The 19,978-nt window shown below is 65.6% G+C and carries 16 protein-coding genes; 8 read left to right on the plus strand and 8 right to left on the minus strand.

Annotated features, from left to right (window positions below; all coding sequences use genetic code 11):
* Positions 1-127 precede the first annotated feature (127 nt).
* The 8 genes from JAB6_RS03575 to JAB6_RS03610 all read left to right on the plus strand — a co-directional run bounded on the left by JAB6_RS03575 (position 128) and on the right by JAB6_RS03610 (position 10,406).
* Positions 128-1,018: a carbohydrate ABC transporter permease gene (locus tag JAB6_RS03575; protein ID WP_083292505.1), complete on the plus strand. Its 891-nt coding sequence runs from the start codon at positions 128-130 to the stop codon at positions 1,016-1,018.
* Positions 1,019-1,203: 185 nt separating this feature from the next.
* Positions 1,204-1,971, plus strand: coding sequence for a carbohydrate ABC transporter permease (locus JAB6_RS03580; protein WP_070301493.1), 768 nt, complete (start codon positions 1,204-1,206; stop codon positions 1,969-1,971).
* An 11-nt stretch (positions 1,972-1,982) separates the two neighbouring features.
* Positions 1,983-3,023, plus strand: a complete 1,041-nt coding sequence (locus tag JAB6_RS03585) for an NAD(P)-dependent alcohol dehydrogenase (RefSeq protein WP_070301392.1) — start codon at positions 1,983-1,985, stop codon at positions 3,021-3,023.
* A 2-nt stretch (positions 3,024-3,025) separates the two neighbouring features.
* The gene (locus tag JAB6_RS03590; RefSeq protein WP_083292507.1) at positions 3,026-4,150 is read left to right on the plus strand and encodes an ABC transporter ATP-binding protein; all 1,125 of its coding nucleotides are present in this window, start codon (positions 3,026-3,028) and stop codon (positions 4,148-4,150) included.
* A 34-nt stretch (positions 4,151-4,184) separates the two neighbouring features.
* Positions 4,185-5,075, plus strand: a complete 891-nt coding sequence (locus JAB6_RS03595) for an AraC family transcriptional regulator (RefSeq protein ID WP_034747313.1) — start codon at positions 4,185-4,187, stop codon at positions 5,073-5,075.
* 17 nt (positions 5,076-5,092) lie between these two features.
* Positions 5,093-6,562, plus strand: a complete 1,470-nt coding sequence (gene xylB / locus JAB6_RS03600; RefSeq protein ID WP_070301393.1) for a xylulokinase — start codon at positions 5,093-5,095, stop codon at positions 6,560-6,562.
* A 232-nt stretch (positions 6,563-6,794) separates the two neighbouring features.
* Entirely contained in the window at positions 6,795-8,423 is a 1,629-nt protein-coding gene (locus JAB6_RS03605; RefSeq protein ID WP_070301394.1) for a methyl-accepting chemotaxis protein, read from the plus strand.
* A gap of 168 nt (positions 8,424-8,591) precedes the next feature.
* Positions 8,592-10,406, plus strand: coding sequence for a bifunctional diguanylate cyclase/phosphodiesterase (locus tag JAB6_RS03610; protein ID WP_083292508.1), 1,815 nt, complete (start codon positions 8,592-8,594; stop codon positions 10,404-10,406).
* Here the strand turns inward: JAB6_RS03610 and JAB6_RS03615 are convergent.
* The 8 genes from JAB6_RS03615 to JAB6_RS03650 all read right to left on the minus strand — a co-directional run bounded on the left by JAB6_RS03615 (position 10,397) and on the right by JAB6_RS03650 (position 19,788).
* Positions 10,397-12,844 (minus strand): TonB-dependent receptor, encoded by a 2,448-nt coding sequence (locus tag JAB6_RS03615; RefSeq protein ID WP_070301395.1) that lies wholly within the window; start codon positions 12,842-12,844, stop codon positions 10,397-10,399. The genes JAB6_RS03610 and JAB6_RS03615 overlap by 10 nt on opposite strands.
* 91 nt (positions 12,845-12,935) lie before the next feature.
* Positions 12,936-13,889: a FecR domain-containing protein gene (locus JAB6_RS03620; protein WP_070301396.1), complete on the minus strand. Its 954-nt coding sequence runs from the start codon at positions 13,887-13,889 to the stop codon at positions 12,936-12,938.
* Positions 13,886-14,413 (minus strand): sigma-70 family RNA polymerase sigma factor, encoded by a 528-nt coding sequence (locus JAB6_RS03625; protein ID WP_139143265.1) that lies wholly within the window; start codon positions 14,411-14,413, stop codon positions 13,886-13,888. Before JAB6_RS03625 ends, JAB6_RS03620 begins: the two co-directional genes overlap by 4 nt.
* 5 nt (positions 14,414-14,418) lie before the next feature.
* Positions 14,419-14,772 carry a DUF3325 domain-containing protein gene (locus JAB6_RS03630; protein ID WP_070301397.1) on the minus strand — a complete coding sequence of 118 codons (354 nt, stop codon included), beginning with the start codon at positions 14,770-14,772 and terminating at the stop codon, positions 14,419-14,421.
* Positions 14,772-16,394 carry a PepSY domain-containing protein gene (locus JAB6_RS03635; RefSeq protein ID WP_070301398.1) on the minus strand — a complete coding sequence of 541 codons (1,623 nt, stop codon included), beginning with the start codon at positions 16,392-16,394 and terminating at the stop codon, positions 14,772-14,774. The genes JAB6_RS03630 and JAB6_RS03635 overlap by 1 nt, the downstream gene beginning before the upstream one ends.
* On the minus strand, positions 16,391-16,726 hold the full coding sequence (locus JAB6_RS03640) for a DUF3649 domain-containing protein (protein ID WP_070301399.1): 336 nt from the start codon (positions 16,724-16,726) through the stop codon (positions 16,391-16,393). The genes JAB6_RS03635 and JAB6_RS03640 overlap by 4 nt, the downstream gene beginning before the upstream one ends.
* A gap of 2 nt (positions 16,727-16,728) precedes the next feature.
* Positions 16,729-17,475 carry a DUF4198 domain-containing protein gene (locus JAB6_RS03645; RefSeq protein WP_070301400.1) on the minus strand — a complete coding sequence of 249 codons (747 nt, stop codon included), beginning with the start codon at positions 17,473-17,475 and terminating at the stop codon, positions 16,729-16,731.
* A 51-nt stretch (positions 17,476-17,526) separates the two neighbouring features.
* Complete coding sequence (locus tag JAB6_RS03650) at positions 17,527-19,788, minus strand: TonB-dependent siderophore receptor (protein WP_175444480.1); 2,262 nt, start codon at positions 19,786-19,788, stop codon at positions 17,527-17,529.
* Positions 19,789-19,978 lie beyond the last annotated feature (190 nt).

The following is a 19,978-nucleotide window of genomic DNA, read 5'->3' on the forward strand; positions in this document are numbered from 1 at the left end:
GACCCGGCGGGTCTGACCCCAGCTCTTCGGTTCCAAGCCCCAACGGCGAAACGCTGGGGTCGGACCCTCAGGGTCCGACCCCGGTACTCGCCTTTTGGGTGAAAAAATGAAGCTCGAAAGCCATCCTATGCCACACTCCATCCATAAAAAACGCCACACCTGGCTGCCGGCCGTCTTCCTGACCTTGCCGCTGCTGGTCCTGCTGGTACTGGGCCTGGTGCCCAGTATCGCCGCCATCAACCTGGCCCTTCAAAACCGCGTGCTGCGCTACAGCGACAGCGATTACGTCGGCTTTGCCAATTTTCTCCGCCTGTTCGGCGACCGCCGTTTCCTCAATGCCGTGCAGGTGTCGGCCATCTGGGAAGTGGTGACCGTGGCCGGTTCGCTGATCGTCGGCGTGCTGCTGGCCGTGTTCCTGTTCGAGAAAGTCAAGGGCCGCACGCGTGACATCATCGCGCTGCTCTTGATCGTGCCCGTGCTGCTGCCGCGCGTGTCGGCCGCCTTCATCTGGAAGTTCATGTATTCGCCGTTGATGGGCATCCTCAACTGGATGCTCGAATGCGTGGGCCTGGGCGGCACGGCCTTGCTGTCCGACCCCGCCACGGCCCTGTATGCGGTGGCGCTGGTCGACATCTGGCAGTGGGGCCTGTTCTTCGGCGCCGTCATCCTGAAGCTGCTGGAAACCCTGCCCGGCGAACCGCTGGAAGCGGCGCGCCTCGACTATGCCAGCACGCTCCAGGTGTATGCCTACATCGCGCTGCCCATGCTGAAGGTACCCATCATGAGCCTCGTGTTCATCAAGATGGTCGAGTCGCTGCGTTCGTTCGACCTGATCTACGTGATGACCAAGGGCGGCCCCGGCATCTCCACCGAAACCCTGGACATGTACGCGTATGCGCAAGGCATCGGCCTGATGGGCAAGGTGTCGTACGCATCGAGCATGGCCGTGCTGATGATGCTGGCCACGACTGTCATCTTCACCTTACTCTGGAAGCGGGTCGCCAAATGGGAAAACTGACTAAGAACACCCTAACCAAACCTACTGCGCAGCGCGATTTGCGGCCTCCGATGCTCACTGTGCATGCGCACAGCTCCGCTTCTCAGCCACAACTCACATCTGCTCGCAACGGTTTTGTCAGGTGTCTTAGGGTGCTGCGCACCCCGGGCGGCATTGGCGCCATCACCACCACCGCCATTACCACCATGATTATCCTGGTGGCGCTGTTCCCCATCCTGTGGGCCGTGCTCAATTCCTTTAAGGAGCTGATGGACATCGTCACGCCCGTGCCGCGCTTTTTCTTCAGCCCGACACTGGCCAACTACAAGCAGGTACTGGCCAGCCCGGAAGTGCTGACGGGACTGGGCAACAGCGTGGCCATCGTCGGCGTGGCCGTGCTGCTGGGGGCCGTGCTGGGCGTGCCGGCCGCGTATGCGATCGCCCGCTATCCGATTCCCGCCAAGAAGGATATCCAGTTCTTCCTGCTGTCGCTGCGCTTTTTGCCGCCGGTGGCCGTCGCCATTCCCTTGATCTCGATCTGGATCGACCTGGGCCTGTACGACTCGCGTCTGTCGATGGTGGTGACGTATCTGCTGGTGACCCTGTCGACCATCATCTGGCTGTCGATTCCCGCGTTTGCCCGCATCCCGAAAGAGATCGAGGAAGCGGCCGCGCTCGATGGCTACGGCCCTTACCAGGTGTTCTGGTACGTGGCCCTGCCGGTGGCCTCGAAAACCCTGATGGGCGGCATTGTCTTCAGCTTCGTGCTGGTCTGGAATGAACTGATGATCGCGCTGGCGCTCACCTCGTCGAAAAGCATGACCCTGCCCGTGGTGGCATCGGCCTTTACCTCGATGGGACAGGAAGTGCCATGGGGCGTGGTGAACGCTTCCACCGTGCTGCTGGCGCTGCCGCCGCTGCTGTTCGTCGGCATCCTGGGACGGCTGCTCAACTCCATGCTCAAACATAAATAAGGAAATCCATCATGCAAGCACTCGTACTGGAACAAGCGCATTCCATCACCTTGCGCGACATCGACCTGCCGCTGGCCGTCGGCCCGCGCGACGTGAAAATCAGGATTCACACCGTGGGCATCTGCGGCAGCGACGTGCATTATTTCAAACATGGCAAGATCGGCCCCTTCGCCGTCGAAGCGCCAATGGTGCTCGGCCACGAGGCGTCCGGCGTGGTGGCCGAAGTGGGCGATGACGTGACGCACCTGAAGGTGGGCGACAGGGTCTGCATGGAGCCGGGCGTGCCGCAGTTCGATTCGCCGGCCACCATGCGCGGCCTGTACAACCTGGACCCTGCCGTGCGCTTCTGGGCCACGCCGCCCATCCACGGCTGCCTCACGCCGTATGTCGTGCATCCGGCCGCCTTTACCTTCAAGCTGCCCGACAACGTCAGCTTCGGCGAAGGCGCCATCGTCGAACCGCTGGCCATCGGCCTGCAGGCGGCCAAGAAGGCGGCCATCAAGCCAGGCGACGTGGCCGTGGTGATCGGCGCCGGCACCATCGGCGCCATGAATGCGCTGGCCGCGCTGGCGGGCGGCTGCTCGCGCGTGATCCTGGCCGACCTGGTGCCGGAAAAGCTGGCCCTGTTCGCGGAAAATCCCGCTGTGACCACGGTCGACGTGCGCCACGCCAGCCTGTTTGATAGGGTGCGCGAGCTGACCGAAGGCTGGGGCGCCGATATCGTCTTCGAAGCTAGCGGCAGCATGCGCGCCTACGACAACATCGTCGACTTGCTGTGCCCGAACGGTTGTCTGGTGCTGGTCGGCATGCCGCCCGAAAATGTCCCTTTCGATATCGTCGCCATCCAGGCCAGGGAAGTGCGCATCGAGTCCGTGTTCCGCTACGCGAACATCTTCCCGCGCGCGATCGCCTTGCTCGCCTCGGGCAAGATCGACGTCAAGCCCTTCATTTCGCGCACCTTCGGCTTTGCCGACGGCGTGCGGGCGTTCGAGGAAGCGGCCCAGGGCCATCCGCGCGACGTCAAGATCCAGATCGAACTGGCAGGAGACTAACCATGGCAAACATCACTTGCAGGCAGCTGCACAAGACTTATGACGAGAAGACGGCCGTGCTGCAGCCGTTCGACCTGGAAATCGATGACGGCGAATTCATCGTCCTGCTGGGGCCATCGGGCTGCGGCAAGTCGACCCTGCTGCGCATGATCGCGGGCCTGGAAGACATCAGCGGCGGCGAGCTGCACATCGGCGGCGCCATCGTCAACGATTTGCCGCCCCGCGCGCGCAACGTGGCGATGGTGTTCCAGAACTACGCGCTGTATCCGCACATGACGGTGTACGACAACATCGCCTTCGGCCTGCGCCGCCTGAAGGTGCCGAACGACGAGATCGAGCGCCGCGTGCGCGAGGTGGCGGCCATCCTCAGCCTGGACAGCCTGTTGGAACGCAAGCCGCGCGCCATGTCGGGCGGCCAGCAGCAGCGCACGGCCATTGCGCGCGCCATGATCAAGACGCCGCAAGTGTTCCTGTTCGACGAACCGCTGTCGAACCTGGACGCCAAGCTGCGCGCGCAGCTGCGTGCCGACATCAAGCGCCTGCACCGCCGCCTGCGCACCACCACCCTGTACGTCACGCACGACCAGCTGGAAGCCATGACCCTGGCCGACAGGGTGGTGCTGATGAAGGGCGGGCATATCGAGCAGATCGGCACGCCGGCGGAACTGTACAACCATCCGCGCACCCTGTTCGCGGCCGGCTTCATCGGCACGCCGGCAATGAACTTCATCGATGGCGTCGTCGAAAAAGAGGGCGGGCAAACGGTGCTCGTCTGCGCCGGCTACCGCTGGCCATTGATATCGCCCCGCTTCACCGCGCTGGCCGAGGGCACGCGCGTGGTCTTCGGCCTGCGCCCGAATCACTTGCGCGCGGCGCTGCCGCAGGAGCAGGCAGGCACGCATGGCCTGGCGTGCGTGATCGATCTGGTCGAGCTGCTGGGCGCCGAAGCGCTGATCAGCTTCCAGTGCGGCGCCTTGAGCCTGTCGGCGCTGCTGCCGGCGAACGCGGCCAACAGCGCGGCGCAGGTGGGCCAGACCCTGGCGCTGGCCTTCGATGAAGAGCACATGCACCTGTTCGACGCCGACAGCGGTCTGGCTTTGGCGCTCAATGCCCAGGTAAGTGGTTAGAATAGCTGGCAACGAGACCGCGTAAGGAACTGCCGTGACGCCTGACCTGGAACTGATCCACAAACCGATCCATGAATCGTTTCGCGCGTGGGCGCACGGCTTTCCGCACACGGTGGCGAAATGGCATTTTCATCCCGAGTACGAACTGCACTTTATCATCACGTCAAACGGAAAATTTTTCATCGGCGACCATATCGGCAGCTACGGGGCGGGCAATCTGATCCTGACGGGGCCGAACCTGCCGCACAACTGGGTCAGCGAACTGCCGGAAGGCGTGGTCTTGCCCGAGCGCGACCTGGTGCTGCAGTTTTCCGGCGACTTCATCGAACGCTGCGCTCTGCTCTTCCCTGAAATGGCGCCCCTGAAAGCGCTGCTGGGCGAGGCTGCCAGGGGCTTGCAATTTCCCGATGCGCTGGGCCTGCGCCTGGTGCCGCTGATGAAGGAATTGACGACGGCACAGGGCTTGCGCCGGGTTGAACTGTTTACGCGCCTGTTCGGCGAGCTGTGCGAGTGCCGCGAGCGGCGCCCGCTGGCCAGCGTTACTTACCTGGCACAGGCGGGCCGCTACATGTCGTCGACCATCAACCTGGTGCTGGCGTATATCAAGCAGAACATCACGCTCGATTTTTGCGAGCAGGACGTGGCTGACGTGGCGGAGATGAATACGCTCAAGTTCACGCGTTTCTTCCGCAAGCATACGGGCACCTCGTTCATCCAGTACGTGAACCAGGAGCGCATCGCGCTGGCCTGCGAGCTGCTGATGAACACGGACATGAAGGTCACCGATATCTGCTACCGCACGGGATTCAACAACCTTTCCAATTTCAACCGCCAGTTTTTGGCCCACAAGCAGATGTCGCCGTCGAAGTTCCGCTCCTGCCTGCTGATGAACATGCCCGATCCGTCCGGCGACGGCCATTCTTAACTTTATTCTGGAATCAAATGACTTATCTCGGTATCGATATCGGCACTTCCGAAGTCAAGGCCATCCTCACCGATGACGCGCAAACCATCGTTGCCAGCGCCGGCGTGACCCTGCGCGTGTCCAGCCCCCATCCCGGCTGGTCGGAACAGAATCCCGAAGACTGGTGGCACGCCACCCTGGACGTCATCGCCGCCATCCGCGCCGCCCAGCCGGTGGCGTTTTCCGGATTGCGCGGCATCGCCCTGTCGGGCCAGATGCATGGCGCCACCCTGCTCGACAAGCAGCAGCACGTGCTGCGCGCAGCCATCCTGTGGAACGACACGCGTGCGTTTGCCGAATGCGTGGAACTCGAGGCGCTGGTGCCCGAGTCGCGCGCCATCACGGGCAACCAGGCCATGCCCGGCTTCACGGCGCCCAAGCTGCTGTGGCTGCAAAAATACGAGCCATCGCTGTTCCGCGCCACGGCCAAGGTCTTGCTGCCCAAGGATTACGTGGCCCTGCGCCTGACGGGCGAGTATGTGTCCGACATGTCCGACGCTTCCGGCACCCTGTGGCTGGACGTGGCCAAACGCGACTGGTCCGAGCGCATGCTGGCCGCCACCGGTTTGACGCGCGAGCACATGCCGCGCCTGGTCGAAGGCAGCGCCGCCGCCGCGCAGGTGCGGCCTTCGCTGTGCCAGGAATGGGGCATCGCGCACACGGTGCTGCTGGCCGGCGGCGCGGGCGACAATGCGGCGGCGGCTGTCGGCCTGGGCGTGGTGGAGCCTGGCGCCGGCCTGCTGTCGCTGGGGACGTCCGGCGTGCTGTTTGCCGGCAGCGATGGTTTTGCACCGAATCCCGGCCAAGGCGTGCACGCATTCTGCCATTGCCTGCCCGAGCGCTGGCACCAGATGAGCGTGATCCTCAGCGCCGCGTCCAGCCTCAGCTGGGTGGCGCGGCTGACGCAGTCGAGCGACATCGGCGAATTGGCCAGCCTGGCGGAAAACGTCGAGGCGCGCACGGCCCCCATCTTCCTGCCGTATTTGAGCGGCGAGCGCACGCCGCACAACGACGCTGCCGCGCGCGGCGTGTTTTTCGGCCTGTCGACGGAACACGGGCGCGCCGAGCTGGCGTACAGCGTGATGGAAGGCGTGGCCTTTGCCATGGCCGACGGTAATGCGGCCCTGCGCAGCGCCGGCACACAGCTGGAAGAAGCGTCGTTCGTGGGCGGCGGTTCGCGCAGCCGCTTCTGGGCACAGCTGTGCGCGAATGCCTCGGGCTTGAACGTGCTGCGTCACGACCACGGCGCGGCTGGCGGCACCATGGGTGCTGCGCGCCTGGCGCAGATGGCCGTGACGGGCTTGCCGCCCGCGCAGGTGTGTACGCGGCCAGCCGCGCAGGAGACAATCGCGCCGCAAGCGTCCGCCGTACTGGACGAACGGCTGGCGCGCTATCGGCGTCTGTATCCGCTGCTGCGCGCGGAGTTTGCGGGAGCGGCTGCGGTGTAGCGCTGAAGCGACCGGCAAGATTGCCGGCCTGACCATGCTGCGAGCGCGTCACTATGGCCAGGCAGTCAACCTTTCCTTGTAATTTGTTGTTTCTATGTTGAAAGTGTTTCTCTAGCGAAAGCGTTGCTTGGTTTTTCATGGGGCGCGCCGCATGATTTCCCCATTTGGTGAGAATTGGATAGTTTTGGCGGCGCCTTTGTTGCCATCCTGTTCTTGCCGCCGGGAGAAACCCATGCAACTCGCGAATCTTAAAATCTCCGTCCGCCTCGGTCTGTTGGGCGCCTTCTTCTTTCTTGCTCTGGTGTTCGTCGGCGCGCGTGGCTGGAGCGCGCTCGACGCGGCCAGCGCGCGCAGCGCGGACGCCATGCAGCGCTCCGTGGCCCTGACGGAAGCCATCGATGCGGCGCGCAGCGCGCAGGTGGAATTCAAGATCCAGGTGCAGGAGTGGAAAAACATTTTGCTGCGCGGCGGCGATGCGGCCGCCTTCCAGCGTTACCGTGAAGCGTTTGTCGCCAGCGGCGCGCAGACGCGCAAGGAATTGAAAAGCCTGCAATCGATGATGGCGGCGCTGGGGCTCGACACGGCGCCCGTGGCGCAGGCGCTGCAGGCGCACGATGCGCTGGGCGTGAGCTACCTGGCGGCCCTGCAAAAATTCGATGGCGCGCGCGCCGACAGCGCCCACGTGGTCGATGCACTGGTCAAGGGCATGGACCGCGAACCGACGCGCCAGATCGACGCCATCGTGACGACCATCGGCAAACAGTCGCACAGCCTGATGGCGCAGATGAAGGAGCAGGACGCGGCCGCGCACCGCAGCGCCAGCATCGCCATGCTGGCCACCGTGCTGGTGACCCTGGTCGTCGGCAGCGTCACCGTGTGGTGGCTGATCCGCAGCATCACGGTGCCGCTGGGTGCGGCTGTCGGCATCGCCCAGCAGGTTGCGGCCGGCGACCTGCGCGCCGTGGTGGCCGATGGCAGCCGCGATGAAATCGGCGACCTGCTGCGGGCCCTGAAAGCGATGAGCGGCAACCTGGCCGCCATCGTGGGACGGGTGCGTACCGGTACGGACGCCATCGCCACGGCCTCGGCGGAAATCGCCAGCGGCAATATGGACCTGTCCTCGCGCACGGAAGAACAAGCCAGCTCGCTGGAAGAAACGGCCGCCTCGATGATCGAGCTGACGTCCACCGTGCGGCAGAATAACGACAACGCGGACCAGGCGCGCCAGCTGGCTGGCGGCGCGTCCGACGTGGCGCAGCGCGGCGGCGCAGCCGTGGCGCAGGTGGTGCAGACCATGAGCCATATCAATGCTTCGTCCAAGCGCATCGTCGACATCATCGCCGTCATCGACGGCATCGCTTTCCAGACGAATATCCTGGCCCTGAATGCGGCCGTGGAAGCGGCGCGCGCGGGCGAACAGGGGCGTGGTTTCGCCGTCGTGGCGACGGAAGTGCGCAGCCTGGCGCACCGCTCGGCCGCGGCGGCCATGGAAATCAAGCAGCTGATCGGCGAATCCGTGCGCACGGTGGAAGAGGGCAGCGTGCTGGCCGGCCAGGCGGGGCGCACGATGGATGACGTGGTGAGCAGCGTGCAGCGCGTGAATGCCATCATCGGCGAGATCGCCGTGGCCAGCGTGGAGCAGCGCGACGGCATCGAGCAGATCAGCATCGCCATCAGCCAGATGGATGGCGTGACGCAGCAGAACGCGGCCCTGGTGGAGCAGGCCGCCGCCGCCGCGGACGCGCTGCAGCAGCAGGCGGCCAGCCTGGCCGACGCCGTCAGCATCTTCAAGCTGCACGGCACGCCCGGCGTGGCCGCAGCGGCGGGCGCCGCCCCGGCCCGGACGCTGTCGCTGGCCTGAAGCGGGCGTGCCACGCGCCGCTTGATGCCAGTCAAGCGGCGCCCGATCAGGCAAATATCGCGCCAAAATTCTTATATTATTTCCTTTCAGCATGTATCTGCGCCCGGCCGCATGGCGCACGTTGCAAAGGAAAACCATGTTCCGTACTTTCCGCCTGCCGGGTGACGCATGACGGCGCTGCTGCTGGCGCTGTGCCTGGCCCTGGCCATGGTGCTCGCCGTGCTGCTGGCCTGCCAGTGGCGGGCGGCGCGCATGTGGCGCATGCGCCATGCGACGGGCGTGGTGCTGCAGGCGGCGCAGGCGCAACGCATGGCAGATGCGCTGGCGCTGCTGCATGCGCTGCCGGCGGCCGTCATCGGCACCGACCACGATGGCGTGGTGCGGTACCTGAATCCCCGCGCCAGCGCCATGGGCGGCTTGCAGGGCGACGATGGCCCGGGCCAGGCCGTGACGCAGCTGCTGCCGCTGTTTCATGATGGCACGCCCATCGATGCGGCGCGCCAGGTGCGCGACTGCGTGGCGCGGCAGGAAGTGCTGGAAGTGGCGCGCGGCGCCGTGCTGTTGCGCCATCTCGACGGCAAGCGCATCGACGTGCAATACAGCTGCGCGCCGCTGGCGCAGGGCGGCGCGGTGCTGCTGCTGCACGACGTGTCGGCCCGCCGGCGCGCCGAGCAGCAGCTGGAATTCATCGCCCACCACGACGGCTTGACGGGCTTGCCGAACCGTTTGCATTTCCAGATCCGCTTCGAGCACGGCATTGCCTACGCGCGCCGCCACCAGGGGCTGCTGGCCGTGCTGTTCGTCGACATCGACCGCTTCAAATCCATCAACGACAGCCTGGGGCACGACGTGGGCGACCAGGTGCTGACGGAGTTCGCGCGACGGGTGCAGCAGTGCGTGCGCAAGGTCGATACGGTGGCGCGCCAGGGCGGCGACGAATTCATCATCCTGCTGACGGAATTGCGCACGGCGCACGATGCCGAGCGGGTGGCCGAGAAAATCGTCCGCGCCATCGCCGCCCCCTTCGTCATCGGCGAATACAGCCTGTCGGTGGCAGCCAGCGTGGGCGTGGCCCTGTACCCGGACGATGATGACGACGTCAATGCGCTGATTGAAAAGGCCGACCTGGCCATGTATGCGGCCAAGCGCCACGCGCCCGGTACCTGCCAGCGCTATGCGCCGCGCATGCAGACGCAGTCGTATTCGCGCACCATCCTCGAGACGGCCCTGCGCCACGCGCTCGAACGCAATGAATTCGTGCTGTACTACCAGCCGCGCATGGACTTGAAGACGCGCAGGATCACGGGCGTGAAGGCGCTGCTGCGCTGGAAGCATCCGGAACTGGGCCTGATGATGCCGCTCGACTTTTTGCCGGTGCTCGAGGAAAGCGCCTTGATTCTGCCGGTCGGTGCCTGGGTGCTGGCCACGGCCGTGGAGCAGGCGCGCAGCTGGATCGCGCAGGGGCAGATGCTGACGGTGTCCGTCAGCCTGTCGGCGCGCCAGTTCTACCAGCGCGATATCGCGCGCAATTTCGCCGCCGCGCTGGAGGCGGCCGGCGTGCCGGGCCATTGCATCGAACTGGAAATCGCCGCCGGCATCCTGATCGACAGCAACCAGAACTGCGAGCTGATACTGCGCCAGTTCCGCCAGCTGGGCATGGCGATCGCCATCAGCGATTTCGGCACGGGCGACGCTTCGCTCACTTACCTGAAACGCTTTCCCACGGATGCCGTGAAGATCGAAAAGTGCTTCGTCGACGACCTGGGCAAACCGGGCGGCGATAGCGCCGTGGTGCGCGCCATCGTGGCGATGGCACGCACGCTTGGACTGCGCACCATCGCTGGCGGCGTGGAAAGCGGCGAGCAGCTGGAACTGCTGGCCGAGATGGGTTGCGACGAAGCGTTCGGCTATTTTCTCGGCCGCGCCGTGGCGCCCGAGGACATCGAGGCGCTGCTCAAAAGTAGCGAAGCCATTCAGAACTGATAGCGCAGCGACAGCATCGCGTTGCGCGGATCGCCGTAGTAGCCGCCCATGCCCGTCGAATAGTAGCGCTTGTCGAAGACGTTATTGACGCTCAGTGTCGCCACCAGCTGCCTGCTGACCTGGTACTGCGCCATCAGTCCCGCCACCGCATACGCCTTCTGCGTGAAGCGTTCGCCATTGGGTCCGCGGTCATCCATGTAGATATCGCTCTGCCAGTTCACGCCGCCGCCCAGCACCAGGCCAGGCACGTCTTGCGCCAGGCGCCAGGTGGTCCACAGCTTGGCCATGTTCTGCGGCTGGTTGGTCTGGATGCGTGCGCCGGCGGCATTGCGGATGCGGCTATGCGCATAGCTGGCCGTCAGCTGCCAGTCGGGGCGCAACTGGCCCGATACTTCCGCCTCGAAGCCGCGCGTGGTGGCGCCCTTGACCGTGTGATAGGCGTAGGAGCCGCCGCCCGTGCCGATGATCCAGACATTGCCCGGATCGGCTTCGGCCAGGTTTTCCTGCTTCAGCTGGAAGAGGGCGGCGCTGGTGGTGAGCTTGCCGCCGAAGAATTCGCCCTTGGCGCCCACTTCGTAGTTCTTGCCCTCGAGCGGCGCCAGGAAGCGGCTGTTGACATCGCGCTGGCTTTGCGGCGTGAAGATGCTGGTGTAGCTGGCATAGGCCGACCAGTTTCGGCCCAGGTCGTAGACGAGGCCCGCATACGGCGTGATCTTGCCGTTTTCGCGCATCGCGTCGTACAGGTCCGTGTCGGCATCGTAGTCGCTGCGGATGTCGCGCTTCCAGTACGACAGGCGCGCGCCCAAAATCACCGACAGCGCGTCCGTCGGGCGCAGGCGCAGCGTCGAATACAGGCCGCTTTCGCGCTCCTTGTCGTACGAGCTGCCCAGGCGCGTGCCGCTGTAGTCGGGCACCGGCATGTCGCCATTCCAGGCGTGGATATTCGGCACCGCATGGTCATAGCCGGCCAGGCGCCAGCCCGGATAGATGGGGCTATTCGTCTCGAGTTCCGAGGCGCTTACGCCCAGCACCAGTTCGTGCTGGCGGCCGAAGGCCTGGAACGGTCCGCTGACGTACGCGTCGAGCGAGGTCTGTTGCGGCTTGCTGTGCCAGTTGGCCAGCCACAGCCGCATGCCGCCGCCCGTCATGCGGTCCGGGTAGCCATTGCCGGAAAAACCCTGCAAGGCGTCGTACCGGTTGCTGCTGCGGCTCACGGCCAGCTTGGCGATCCAGTCGTTGTCGAAATAATGGTCGAGCGTGGCAAACAGCATGTTCTGCTCGCGGTCATACGTGCTCCACGCGGCCGTGCCGTTCATCGAGCGGGGGAAGCGGGTCTGCGAGCCGTCGGCATAGAACATGGGGAATTCGCGGCCCGCGCCCTTGAGCTTTTCCTGCTGGTAGTTGATGCCGGCGCTGAGCACCGTCGACGGCGTCAGGTCCGCTTCGACGATGGCGTACAGCACGTCCTTTTTCTGCCGGTAGCGGTCGATGAACGAGCGCTGGTCTTCATGCGCGGCGACGAGGCGCGCGCGTACCTTGCCGTCCGCCGTCAACGGCGTCGAGACGTCGCCTTCGATGCGGTAGCGGTCCCATGATCCCAGCTGCGCGCCGGCCGTGGCGGCAAAAGCGCGGCCCGGGCGCTTGCGCACCAGGTTGACGGCGGCCGACGGGCTGCCCGTGCCGCTGATCAGGCCCGTGGCGCCGCGGATGATTTCCACGCGGTCATAGATGGCCATGTCGTAGGTGCGCGCTTCCAGGTTCTTGCTGGTCGGGATGCCGTCGAACATGTACGACGTCACTTCGAAGCCGCGTGAAAATACCTGGTCGTATTCGCGCGTGCTCGACGAATGGTCGACCGTGATGCCGGGTGCCTGCACCAGCACGTCCTGCAAGGTGCGCAAGCCCTGGTCGTCGATCTGCTGGCGCGTGATGACGCTGACGGCCTGCGGCGTTTCGCGCAGCGACAGGTTCAGGCGCGTGGCGCTGGTCAGGCCCGCGTAGCCGCGCTTGCCTTCCGTGGTGCCGTCGCGCAGGGCGCTGGAGCTGACGGCCACTTCGTCCAGGGTGGCGGCAATCGGCGCGCCGGTCGATGCGGCACCCGCCTTGCGCAGCACGTAGCTGCGTTCCCCGCTGGGCAGCGCCTCGAGGCCCGTGCCGGCCAGCAGGCGGGCCAGTGCCTGCGGCACCGTGTAGCTGCCGCTCAGGCCCGGCGTGCGTACGCCTTGCAGCAGTTCGGCCGCCGCGCCCACGCTCACTTTTGCTTCGATGGCAAAGCTGGCGATGGCGGCGGACAGTTCGCCTGCCGGCACGTGGAAGACCGTTTGCGCGGCGGCTGGCGCGGTGGCATCGGCCGCCATGGCCGGCGCTTGCGCCAGCGACAGCAGGATCAAGGCGCTGCCGATGGCGCGCGCGAGGGGAGTCAAACGGGGTGGGTGCATGGTCTGGCCTTTCCGGTGAGTGTCGTTGTAAGGTATCGTTGTAATACCCTCAGGACAGGTCACGGCGAAAAAAAGGGCCAACTTTTAACAATTATTTTTTGCGGGCCGCGATGGTGGCCCAGTACGGGGTGCGGTACAGCACGTCGACGGGCAGCATGCGCGCCAGGCTGTCCAGCACGGCGCCCGTGTCGTCGAGCTGGAAGGCGCCCGACAGCCGCAAGCCCGCCACTTGCGGCTCCACGCGCAGCAGGCCGGGGCGGTAGCGTGACAATTCGGCAGCGAAGGTATCGAGGCGCATGTCCTGCACCGCCAGCATGCCGCGCGCCCACGCATCGGCTTGCAGCGGCGCCGGCGTGGGCAGGCCCGCGTGATTGGCGTCGAAGCGGCTGTGCTGGCCCGCCACGAGCGTGCGGACGGTGGCCGATGCCGCGTGCGGCGTGATTTCCACCGCGTGTTCGAGCACCGTCACGCGGCTGCCGTCGTCGTCGACGCGCACGGTAAAGCGCGTGCCCAGCGCGCGGATGCGGCCATGGCAGGTGGCGACGATGAAAGGGCGGCTGCCCGCATGGTCGGGGCGCGTCTGCACCAGCACTTCGCCGCGGCGCAGCGTCAGCCGTCGTTCGCCGGCGCCATACGCCACGTCGACGGCGCTGTCCGTGTTGAGCACCACGGTGCCGCCATCGGGCAGCGAGACTTCGCGCCGTTCGCCCACGCCGCTGCGGTAATCGGCCAGCATGTCGTGGCGCACCAGCAGCCAGGCGGCGGGCGCCGCCATCAGCGCCAGCAGCACTTGCACTGCCACGCGGCGCTGCGGCCGGCGCAGCACGGACACGGCCAGGTCCGGCGGCAGCATGCCTGCCGTCTGGCTTACCTGCCGCACCCGGTTCCAGGCGCGCGCGTGTTCCGGGTCGCGTGCACGCCACTGGGCGCTGGCTGCCAGGTCGTCCGGCGTGGCCTGGCCCGACTGCTCCAGCAAATACCATTCGACGGCCTGGCGCGCCACCTTGCGCGACAACGGTGGATATGGCGAAGTGGCCGCGCTCATGCCGGCAAGTCCTGCGCCAGCAGCACGCATTCGGTCAGCGCCTCGGCCATGTAGCGTTTCACGGAGCGCTCGCCGATGCCCAGCTGCGCGGCGATGTCCGCATAGGCATGGCCTTCGATCTGCGCCATGATGAAGACGGCGCGCACCTTCGGTTTCAGGCCGTCGAGCATGGCGTCGACCGCTTGCAGCGCCTGCAGGATTTCCGCGCGCTGCTCGGTCGATGGCACGTGCTGTTCGGGCAGGGCGGCCAGCGCGACCAGCCACGCGCGTTCCAGCGACTGGCGGCGCAAGTGGTTGATCAGCAGATGTTTGGCGACGGTCGCCAGATAAGCCTTGGGCGCGCGCAGGGCCGGCGTTTGCGGCTGCATGGGCGCGCCGGCCAGCAGGCGCGCGAAGGTATCGTGCATCAGGTCGGCCGCTTCGGCAGCATTGCCCAGGCGCCGCTGCAGCCAGTGCGCCAGCCAGCCGTGGTGCGCGCGGTAATGGCTTTCCAGCTGCGTGGACAGCAGGGGTGGCATGGCCATGATAATTACAGCACTGCCAGCGTGACAGCGGCCAGCAAGGCCGCCACGCCGATGATGCGCGCCAGGCGCATGGCCTGGTGGGGTGCATACGGCAGCAGCCAGATCAGCAGCAAGCCGCAGCCCGTCAGGCTGCCGACCCAGTAGACGAGGCCATAGCCGCCGCCGGCGATGTGCATGGCCCAGGCCAGGGCCGCCGCCAGCGCCAGCCAGCCTGCCCACTGCAGGCGGCGGCGCAGCGGCGCGGGCGGTTCGGCGCCGCGTCCGTGCAGGTCGGCGTAGTGGCGGTCCATGGCCAGGCACAGCGAGGACAGGCCCGCATAGCACAAGGCAAAGACGAGGAAGTTCGACAGCAGCTCCATCACGCGGCCTCCATCGTCTGCGCCGGTTGTACTGGCGCCGCCTTGGCCGCTTTCACGGGCAGCGGTTTCAACTTGAACGCCGCATACGCGAGGCCCAGGCCCAGCACCAGCACCACCAGGTCGAAGGCGGCCACCGCCACGGGGCCACGGCCCAGGAACAGCGTGACGCCCAGGTGCGAATCGGTGGTAAAGACGTTCAGCACGGGCAGCGACGCCAGCAGGAAGGCGCCGGCGGCCAGCTGCATTCGCCACATGGCGCGCGACGGGCGCAGCTGGGCGATGATGGCAGCCAGGGCCCAGGCGCCGAAGAAGCAGGCGATTTCCTCTTGCGGCCGGTCTTCCATCGCCACCGGCAGCAGGCGGTTGGCCCAGAAGTAGGCGCCGAAGGCGATCGGGATGCCGGCGATGGTGCCGATGTTGAGCGCCTCGACCAGGCGCAGGCCGAAGCTGGCGCGCTTGCCGGCGGCCAGCGCCTTGGCCTGCTTCTGGCGCGTCTTGACGGCCCACAGCAGGGCGCCCGTGGCGACCATGGCGCAGCCGGCCAGGCCGGACAGGAAGAACAGGGCGCGCAGCAGCGGGCCGCCGAAATGCGCGACGTGCAGTCCCACCATCACGCCTTGCGTGGCGGCGGCGCCTGGCTGTGCGTCGCCATCGGTCGACAGCAGCTTGCCGGAAACGCCATCGAATTCCATCGATGGCTGTTTCGATGACATGTCGCGCCCGCCCGCGCGCGTCAGTGAAATGGTGGCGTTGGCGTCGCCCGGGTGGCTGACGGAGATACGCTCGACCTTGCCGCCGCCCCAGTGCTGTTCCGCCTGGCGCACGAGGGGCGCGAGCGCCGTCAGCGGGGCGGCCACGCCGGCCGGCTTGCTGTCGCCCGAGCGGCCGGGAAACGCCTCGGCGAAGAACGCGTCCTTGTCGCCCTTGTAGGCGGCCGTGGCGCCCGATGGCATGTACAGGAACATCAGGGTGACCAGGCCCGTGTAGGTGATCATGATGTGGTAGGGCAGGGCCAGCACGGCCGTCACGTTGTGCGCATCGAGCCATGAGCGCTGGCCTTTTTTCGGCCGGAAGGTAAACAGGTCCTTGAAGATGCGCTTGTGCGTGACGATGCCGCTGATGATGGAAACGAACATGAACATGGCGCAGAAACCCACGATCCAGCGGGCCCAGATAGCCGGCATGTAGTGCAGGTCGAAGTGCAGGCGGTAGAGGAATTCGCCGCCCCGCGTCTCGCGCGGCTTGGACAGCACCTCGCCCGTGGCCGGATCGGCTTTTTCGCTATGAAAATTGCCGCGCCGTCCGCGTTTCTTTTCGCCCGGTTGCGATGGCTTGCTCCAGCCCAGTTGCGTGGCGGGGCTGCGCTCGCCGGGCAGGCTGATGAACCAGCGCGTGGCGCCCGTGGCCCGCTCTTCCATCGCTTTTTGCGCGACCTTGGCCGCTTCCTCGGTGCTCACCTGGCTGGCGGCGGCGCCATGCAGTTCGGGCTGCATCCACAAGGTGATTTCATTGCGGTAGTAGCTGGCCGTGCCGGCGCAAAACACCAGCAGCAGGATCCAGCAGACGAGCAGGCCGGACCAGGTGTGCAGCCATGCCATCGACTGGCGGAAACCTTCTTTCATGCGAGACTCCAGGATAGTGCGTCCATCCATTGCAGGATGGCGGCGATGACGGCGGCCGGCATCAGAAGGCCCAGCCAGGCGCGCAGGGCGCTGCGCGTGGCGAATACCCACATCACGGCGCAGGTGTAGATGGCAAACGACAGCAGGGTGGCTGTCATGACGGCTTCGGAACGGGCCATGGGCAGGCTTACCGACAGCAGCATGGTGACCAGCGCGGCCAGCACATAGCCGCCGACGATGGCCGCCACGCTGCGCGAGGCCACGCCGAGACGGTAGACCACGCCGGCGGACAGCCGCAGGCGCGGCATCTTAATGATGGCTGGCGCTTGCATGGTCAGTCGTGATCCTTGCTGGGGGGGACGGCCGTGCCGGCCGGCAGCGGCGTCACGCCTTGCGGCTGCACCAGGCTCAGGGTGGTCACAAACATCACCTTGTCATACACTTGCGCGCCGCGCTGGCCGGCCGTCTTGTCCGTGTGCTGCACTTCCAGCACATAGGTGCCTTTCCAGGGCAGCGGGAAGCTGACCAGGCCTTGCGCATCGCTCCACGCTTCCTTGCCCCAGCCCGACTGCACCACGGCGTTGACCTTGGCTTGCGCCAGCGGCTTGCCCTGGTAGCTGACCTGGAACTGGCCTGGTTTGCCGGTCGGCACGAGGTCCAGGGTCAACGCTGGCGTCTGCGCCTTGCCGTCGGCGATCAGGCGCGCGGCCGGGACCCACACGGTGCGCGTGGCCTTGCCATCTTTTTTCTCTTCCCACGACGGGTAGTTGTCTTCTTCGACGATGATGCTTTCGCCGGCGCCCACCTTGCCATTGAGGAGGAACGCGCCGGCCGTCTTGCTTGCCTGCAGCGGCTGCGCGCCCTTGGCCGATACCCACGTCACGTTCTTGATGCTGAACTTGTCGAGCAGGCCGGGCGACGCTTCGCGCAGGTTGTCGCCGAATTCGCCGAAGTAGACGCTGGCCGTTTTGCCGTCCTGCTGCAGCCAGATCTGGTGCGCGCTGGCGCTGCCGGATGCGATGGCCGCGCCCAGCAGGGCGGTGGCGAGGGCGCCGAGGCGCGCGATGGAAGTGATGTGCATGGTGTATCCCTTATCTTGTTATGTGAATGGAAAATCGGCTCGTATCGTGCTTCAGTACTGGTAGCGCAGGTTCAGCGCCACGTTGCGCGGCTCGCCGTAATAGCCGCCGTTATAGAAGCCCACGCGGCGGAAATACGTCTTGTCGAACAGGTTGTTGACATTCAGGCTGGCCGACAGTTTCGGGCTGATCTGGTAGCGCGCCATCAGGTTGGCCAGCACGTAGCTGCCCTGGCTGACCCGGATCTTGCTTTTGTTCGGCAGGGTGGCTGTCGTGTAGATCTCGTTCTGCCAGTTCAAGCCGCCGCCGACGGTGACGTTTTGCAGCTCGCCCGGCAGGCGGTAGGTGGTCGAGACGCGCAGCATATTGGTCGGCTGGATGGTGTTGGTCACCACGCCCTTGCCCGTCTTCGATTTGTTGTGCGTGTAGCCGGCGAACAGCTGCCAGCCGCTCAAGGGGCTGCCCGACACTTCCGCTTCGTAGCCTTTGCTTTTCGTGCCCTTGCCCGAAGAGACATAGGGACGGCTGCCATCGGGCAGCACGAAGGTCAGCGGCACCGATTTGTCTTCCTCGCCCAGGTTGTCCTGCTTGGCTTCATACACGGCGAACGAAGCATTCACGGCGCCGTCGAAGAATTCGCTCTTCACGCCCGCTTCCACGTTGCTGCCCGTGATCGGGTCGAGGAAGGCGTTGTTCTTGTCCTTCAGGTTTTGCGGCTTGAACAGGTCCGTGTAGCTGGCGTACAGCGAGGTGCTCTTGCTCACGTCGAGCACCACGCCCGCATACGGCGTGACGACGTCGTCCGTCTTGTAGGCGGAGCTGCGCTTCACGAAACGGCCCTGGGTGTCGATGCGGTCGTTATATGTTTCCCAGCGCGAGACGCGTGCGCCGGCCAGCACCTTGAAGTTGTCCGTGACGTTGATGCGCGTGGCGATGAAAGCGCCCGACTGCTTGGTGGTGGCGATGTCGCGCGCGCCCGTGCGCGTCAGTACCGGCTCGGGCACGTCGCCCGTCCAGTGGCGGAAGTCGGGGATGGTGGTGGCGTAGGGCAGCGGATCGGGCAGCAAGGTTTCATTCGTCGTGCCGGTGCGCTTCCAGCCGTTCACGCCCAGCACCAGGTCGTGCTGGCGGCCGAACAGGGTGAAGGCGCCATTGGCCGACAGGTCGAAGTTGTCCTGCTTTTCATCGTAGGGGAAGGCGCCGCTCCAGACTTCCAGGCCGCTGCCGTCGCGGTTGGGAAAGCCGCTGCCACCGTAGAACAGCTTGCCGTTCGAGGAGCTGTCCAGGCGGCCGTAGGCAGCCTTGATCTTCCAGTCATTGGCGAAGCGGTGCTCGAGGTAGACGTATTTGTTTTCGAATTCACGCTCCCAGCTGCTCCACTTGGCCGCCATGTTGAACGAGCGGGGCATGTTGGCCGAGGTGCCGTCCGAGAAGAACAGGGGCGTGGTGCCCCAGCTCGTGCCTTTCGGCGTATTCTTTTGATAGTCGATGCCGGCCGTCAGCAGAGTGTCCGGCGTCAGGTCCGCCTCGACGATGACGGCGCCCACCAGCTTGCGTTCCTTGTACAGGTCCATATAGGAATGGCGGTTCTGGCCTGCCACGACGACTCTTCCGCGGATGCTGCCGTCGGCGTTCAGCGGCGCGCTGATGTCGCCTTCGAGGCGGACTTTGTTCCACGAACCCACGGTCAGGCCGGCCGAGGCGGCGAACTCCTTGCCTGGACGCTTGTGCAGCATGTTGATGGTGGCCGACGGGTCGCCATTGCCGCTGACCAGGCCCGTGGCGCCGCGCACGATTTCGATGCGGTCATAGATGGCCGTGTCGAACAGCGCATTGCTGCCGGAATTGACGGCCACGCCGTCGATCTGGTAATTGCCGATGGAAAAGCCGCGCGTCGAAAAGCTCGTGCGTTCGCTGTCGTTTTCCTGCACCGTCACGCCCGTCGATTGCACCAGCACCTCGGCCAGGCTGTTCAGCCCCATGTCGTCCATGCGCTGGCGCGTCACCACGGAAATCGATTGCGGCGTTTCGCGGATGGACAGACCCATGCGCGTGGCCGTGGCCATCTGCTTGGTGGTGTAGGAACCCGTGTGCTCGGTCGACGCCTTGTCTTGCTGGGCCTGCACCTTGATTTCGCTCAAGGTGGCTTCTTCGGGCTTGGCGGGTGCTTCCGCTGCCAGGGCCGCGCCAGCGCCCAGCGCCGCCGTCAGCAAGGCCGAATGCACGGCGATGGCCAGCGGGCGCATGGCAACCTTGGAAATGGGTGGGGAAAACGGGCCGGCAACCATGCCGGCCAGCGAACGTGCTCGCGCCATGAAACATCCTTCTTCTCGTGCGCCTGCCGTTGTGCGGCACACAGGTATTGATAGGGAAAGGCTTGCTTGGCGTAGTGCCTGGCTGGCGCAGCGTGTCATCCAGCTGCGCACCAGCCGGTGACTGGGAGCAGACTCTGGTGAGAGTCTAAATGTGAATGAGAACTATTCTTATTATAGTGCTGGGTTGCGA

This window comes from Janthinobacterium sp. HH104 (genome assembly GCF_001758715.1).
Taxonomy (GTDB): domain Bacteria; phylum Pseudomonadota; class Gammaproteobacteria; order Burkholderiales; family Burkholderiaceae_D; genus Janthinobacterium; species Janthinobacterium aestuarii.

Coding starts and splice junctions, on each gene's coding strand:
- JAB6_RS03575 (WP_083292505.1), top strand. CDS start 128: ATGCCACACTCCATCCATAAAAAACGCCACACCTGGCTGCCGGCCGTC.
- JAB6_RS03580 (WP_070301493.1), top strand. CDS start 1,204: ATGATTATCCTGGTGGCGCTGTTCCCCATCCTGTGGGCCGTGCTCAAT.
- JAB6_RS03585 (WP_070301392.1), top strand. CDS start 1,983: ATGCAAGCACTCGTACTGGAACAAGCGCATTCCATCACCTTGCGCGAC.
- JAB6_RS03590 (WP_083292507.1), top strand. CDS start 3,026: ATGGCAAACATCACTTGCAGGCAGCTGCACAAGACTTATGACGAGAAG.
- xylB (WP_070301393.1), top strand. CDS start 5,093: ATGACTTATCTCGGTATCGATATCGGCACTTCCGAAGTCAAGGCCATC.
- JAB6_RS03605 (WP_070301394.1), top strand. CDS start 6,795: ATGCAACTCGCGAATCTTAAAATCTCCGTCCGCCTCGGTCTGTTGGGC.
- JAB6_RS03610 (WP_083292508.1), top strand. CDS start 8,592: ATGACGGCGCTGCTGCTGGCGCTGTGCCTGGCCCTGGCCATGGTGCTC.
- JAB6_RS03615 (WP_070301395.1), bottom strand. CDS start 12,844: ATGCACCCACCCCGTTTGACTCCCCTCGCGCGCGCCATCGGCAGCGCC.
- JAB6_RS03620 (WP_070301396.1), bottom strand. CDS start 13,889: ATGAGCGCGGCCACTTCGCCATATCCACCGTTGTCGCGCAAGGTGGCG.
- JAB6_RS03625 (WP_139143265.1), bottom strand. CDS start 14,413: ATGGCCATGCCACCCCTGCTGTCCACGCAGCTGGAAAGCCATTACCGC.
- JAB6_RS03630 (WP_070301397.1), bottom strand. CDS start 14,772: ATGGAGCTGCTGTCGAACTTCCTCGTCTTTGCCTTGTGCTATGCGGGC.
- JAB6_RS03635 (WP_070301398.1), bottom strand. CDS start 16,394: ATGAAAGAAGGTTTCCGCCAGTCGATGGCATGGCTGCACACCTGGTCC.
- JAB6_RS03640 (WP_070301399.1), bottom strand. CDS start 16,726: ATGCAAGCGCCAGCCATCATTAAGATGCCGCGCCTGCGGCTGTCCGCC.
- JAB6_RS03645 (WP_070301400.1), bottom strand. CDS start 17,475: ATGCACATCACTTCCATCGCGCGCCTCGGCGCCCTCGCCACCGCCCTG.
- JAB6_RS03650 (WP_175444480.1), bottom strand. CDS start 19,788: ATGGCGCGAGCACGTTCGCTGGCCGGCATGGTTGCCGGCCCGTTTTCC.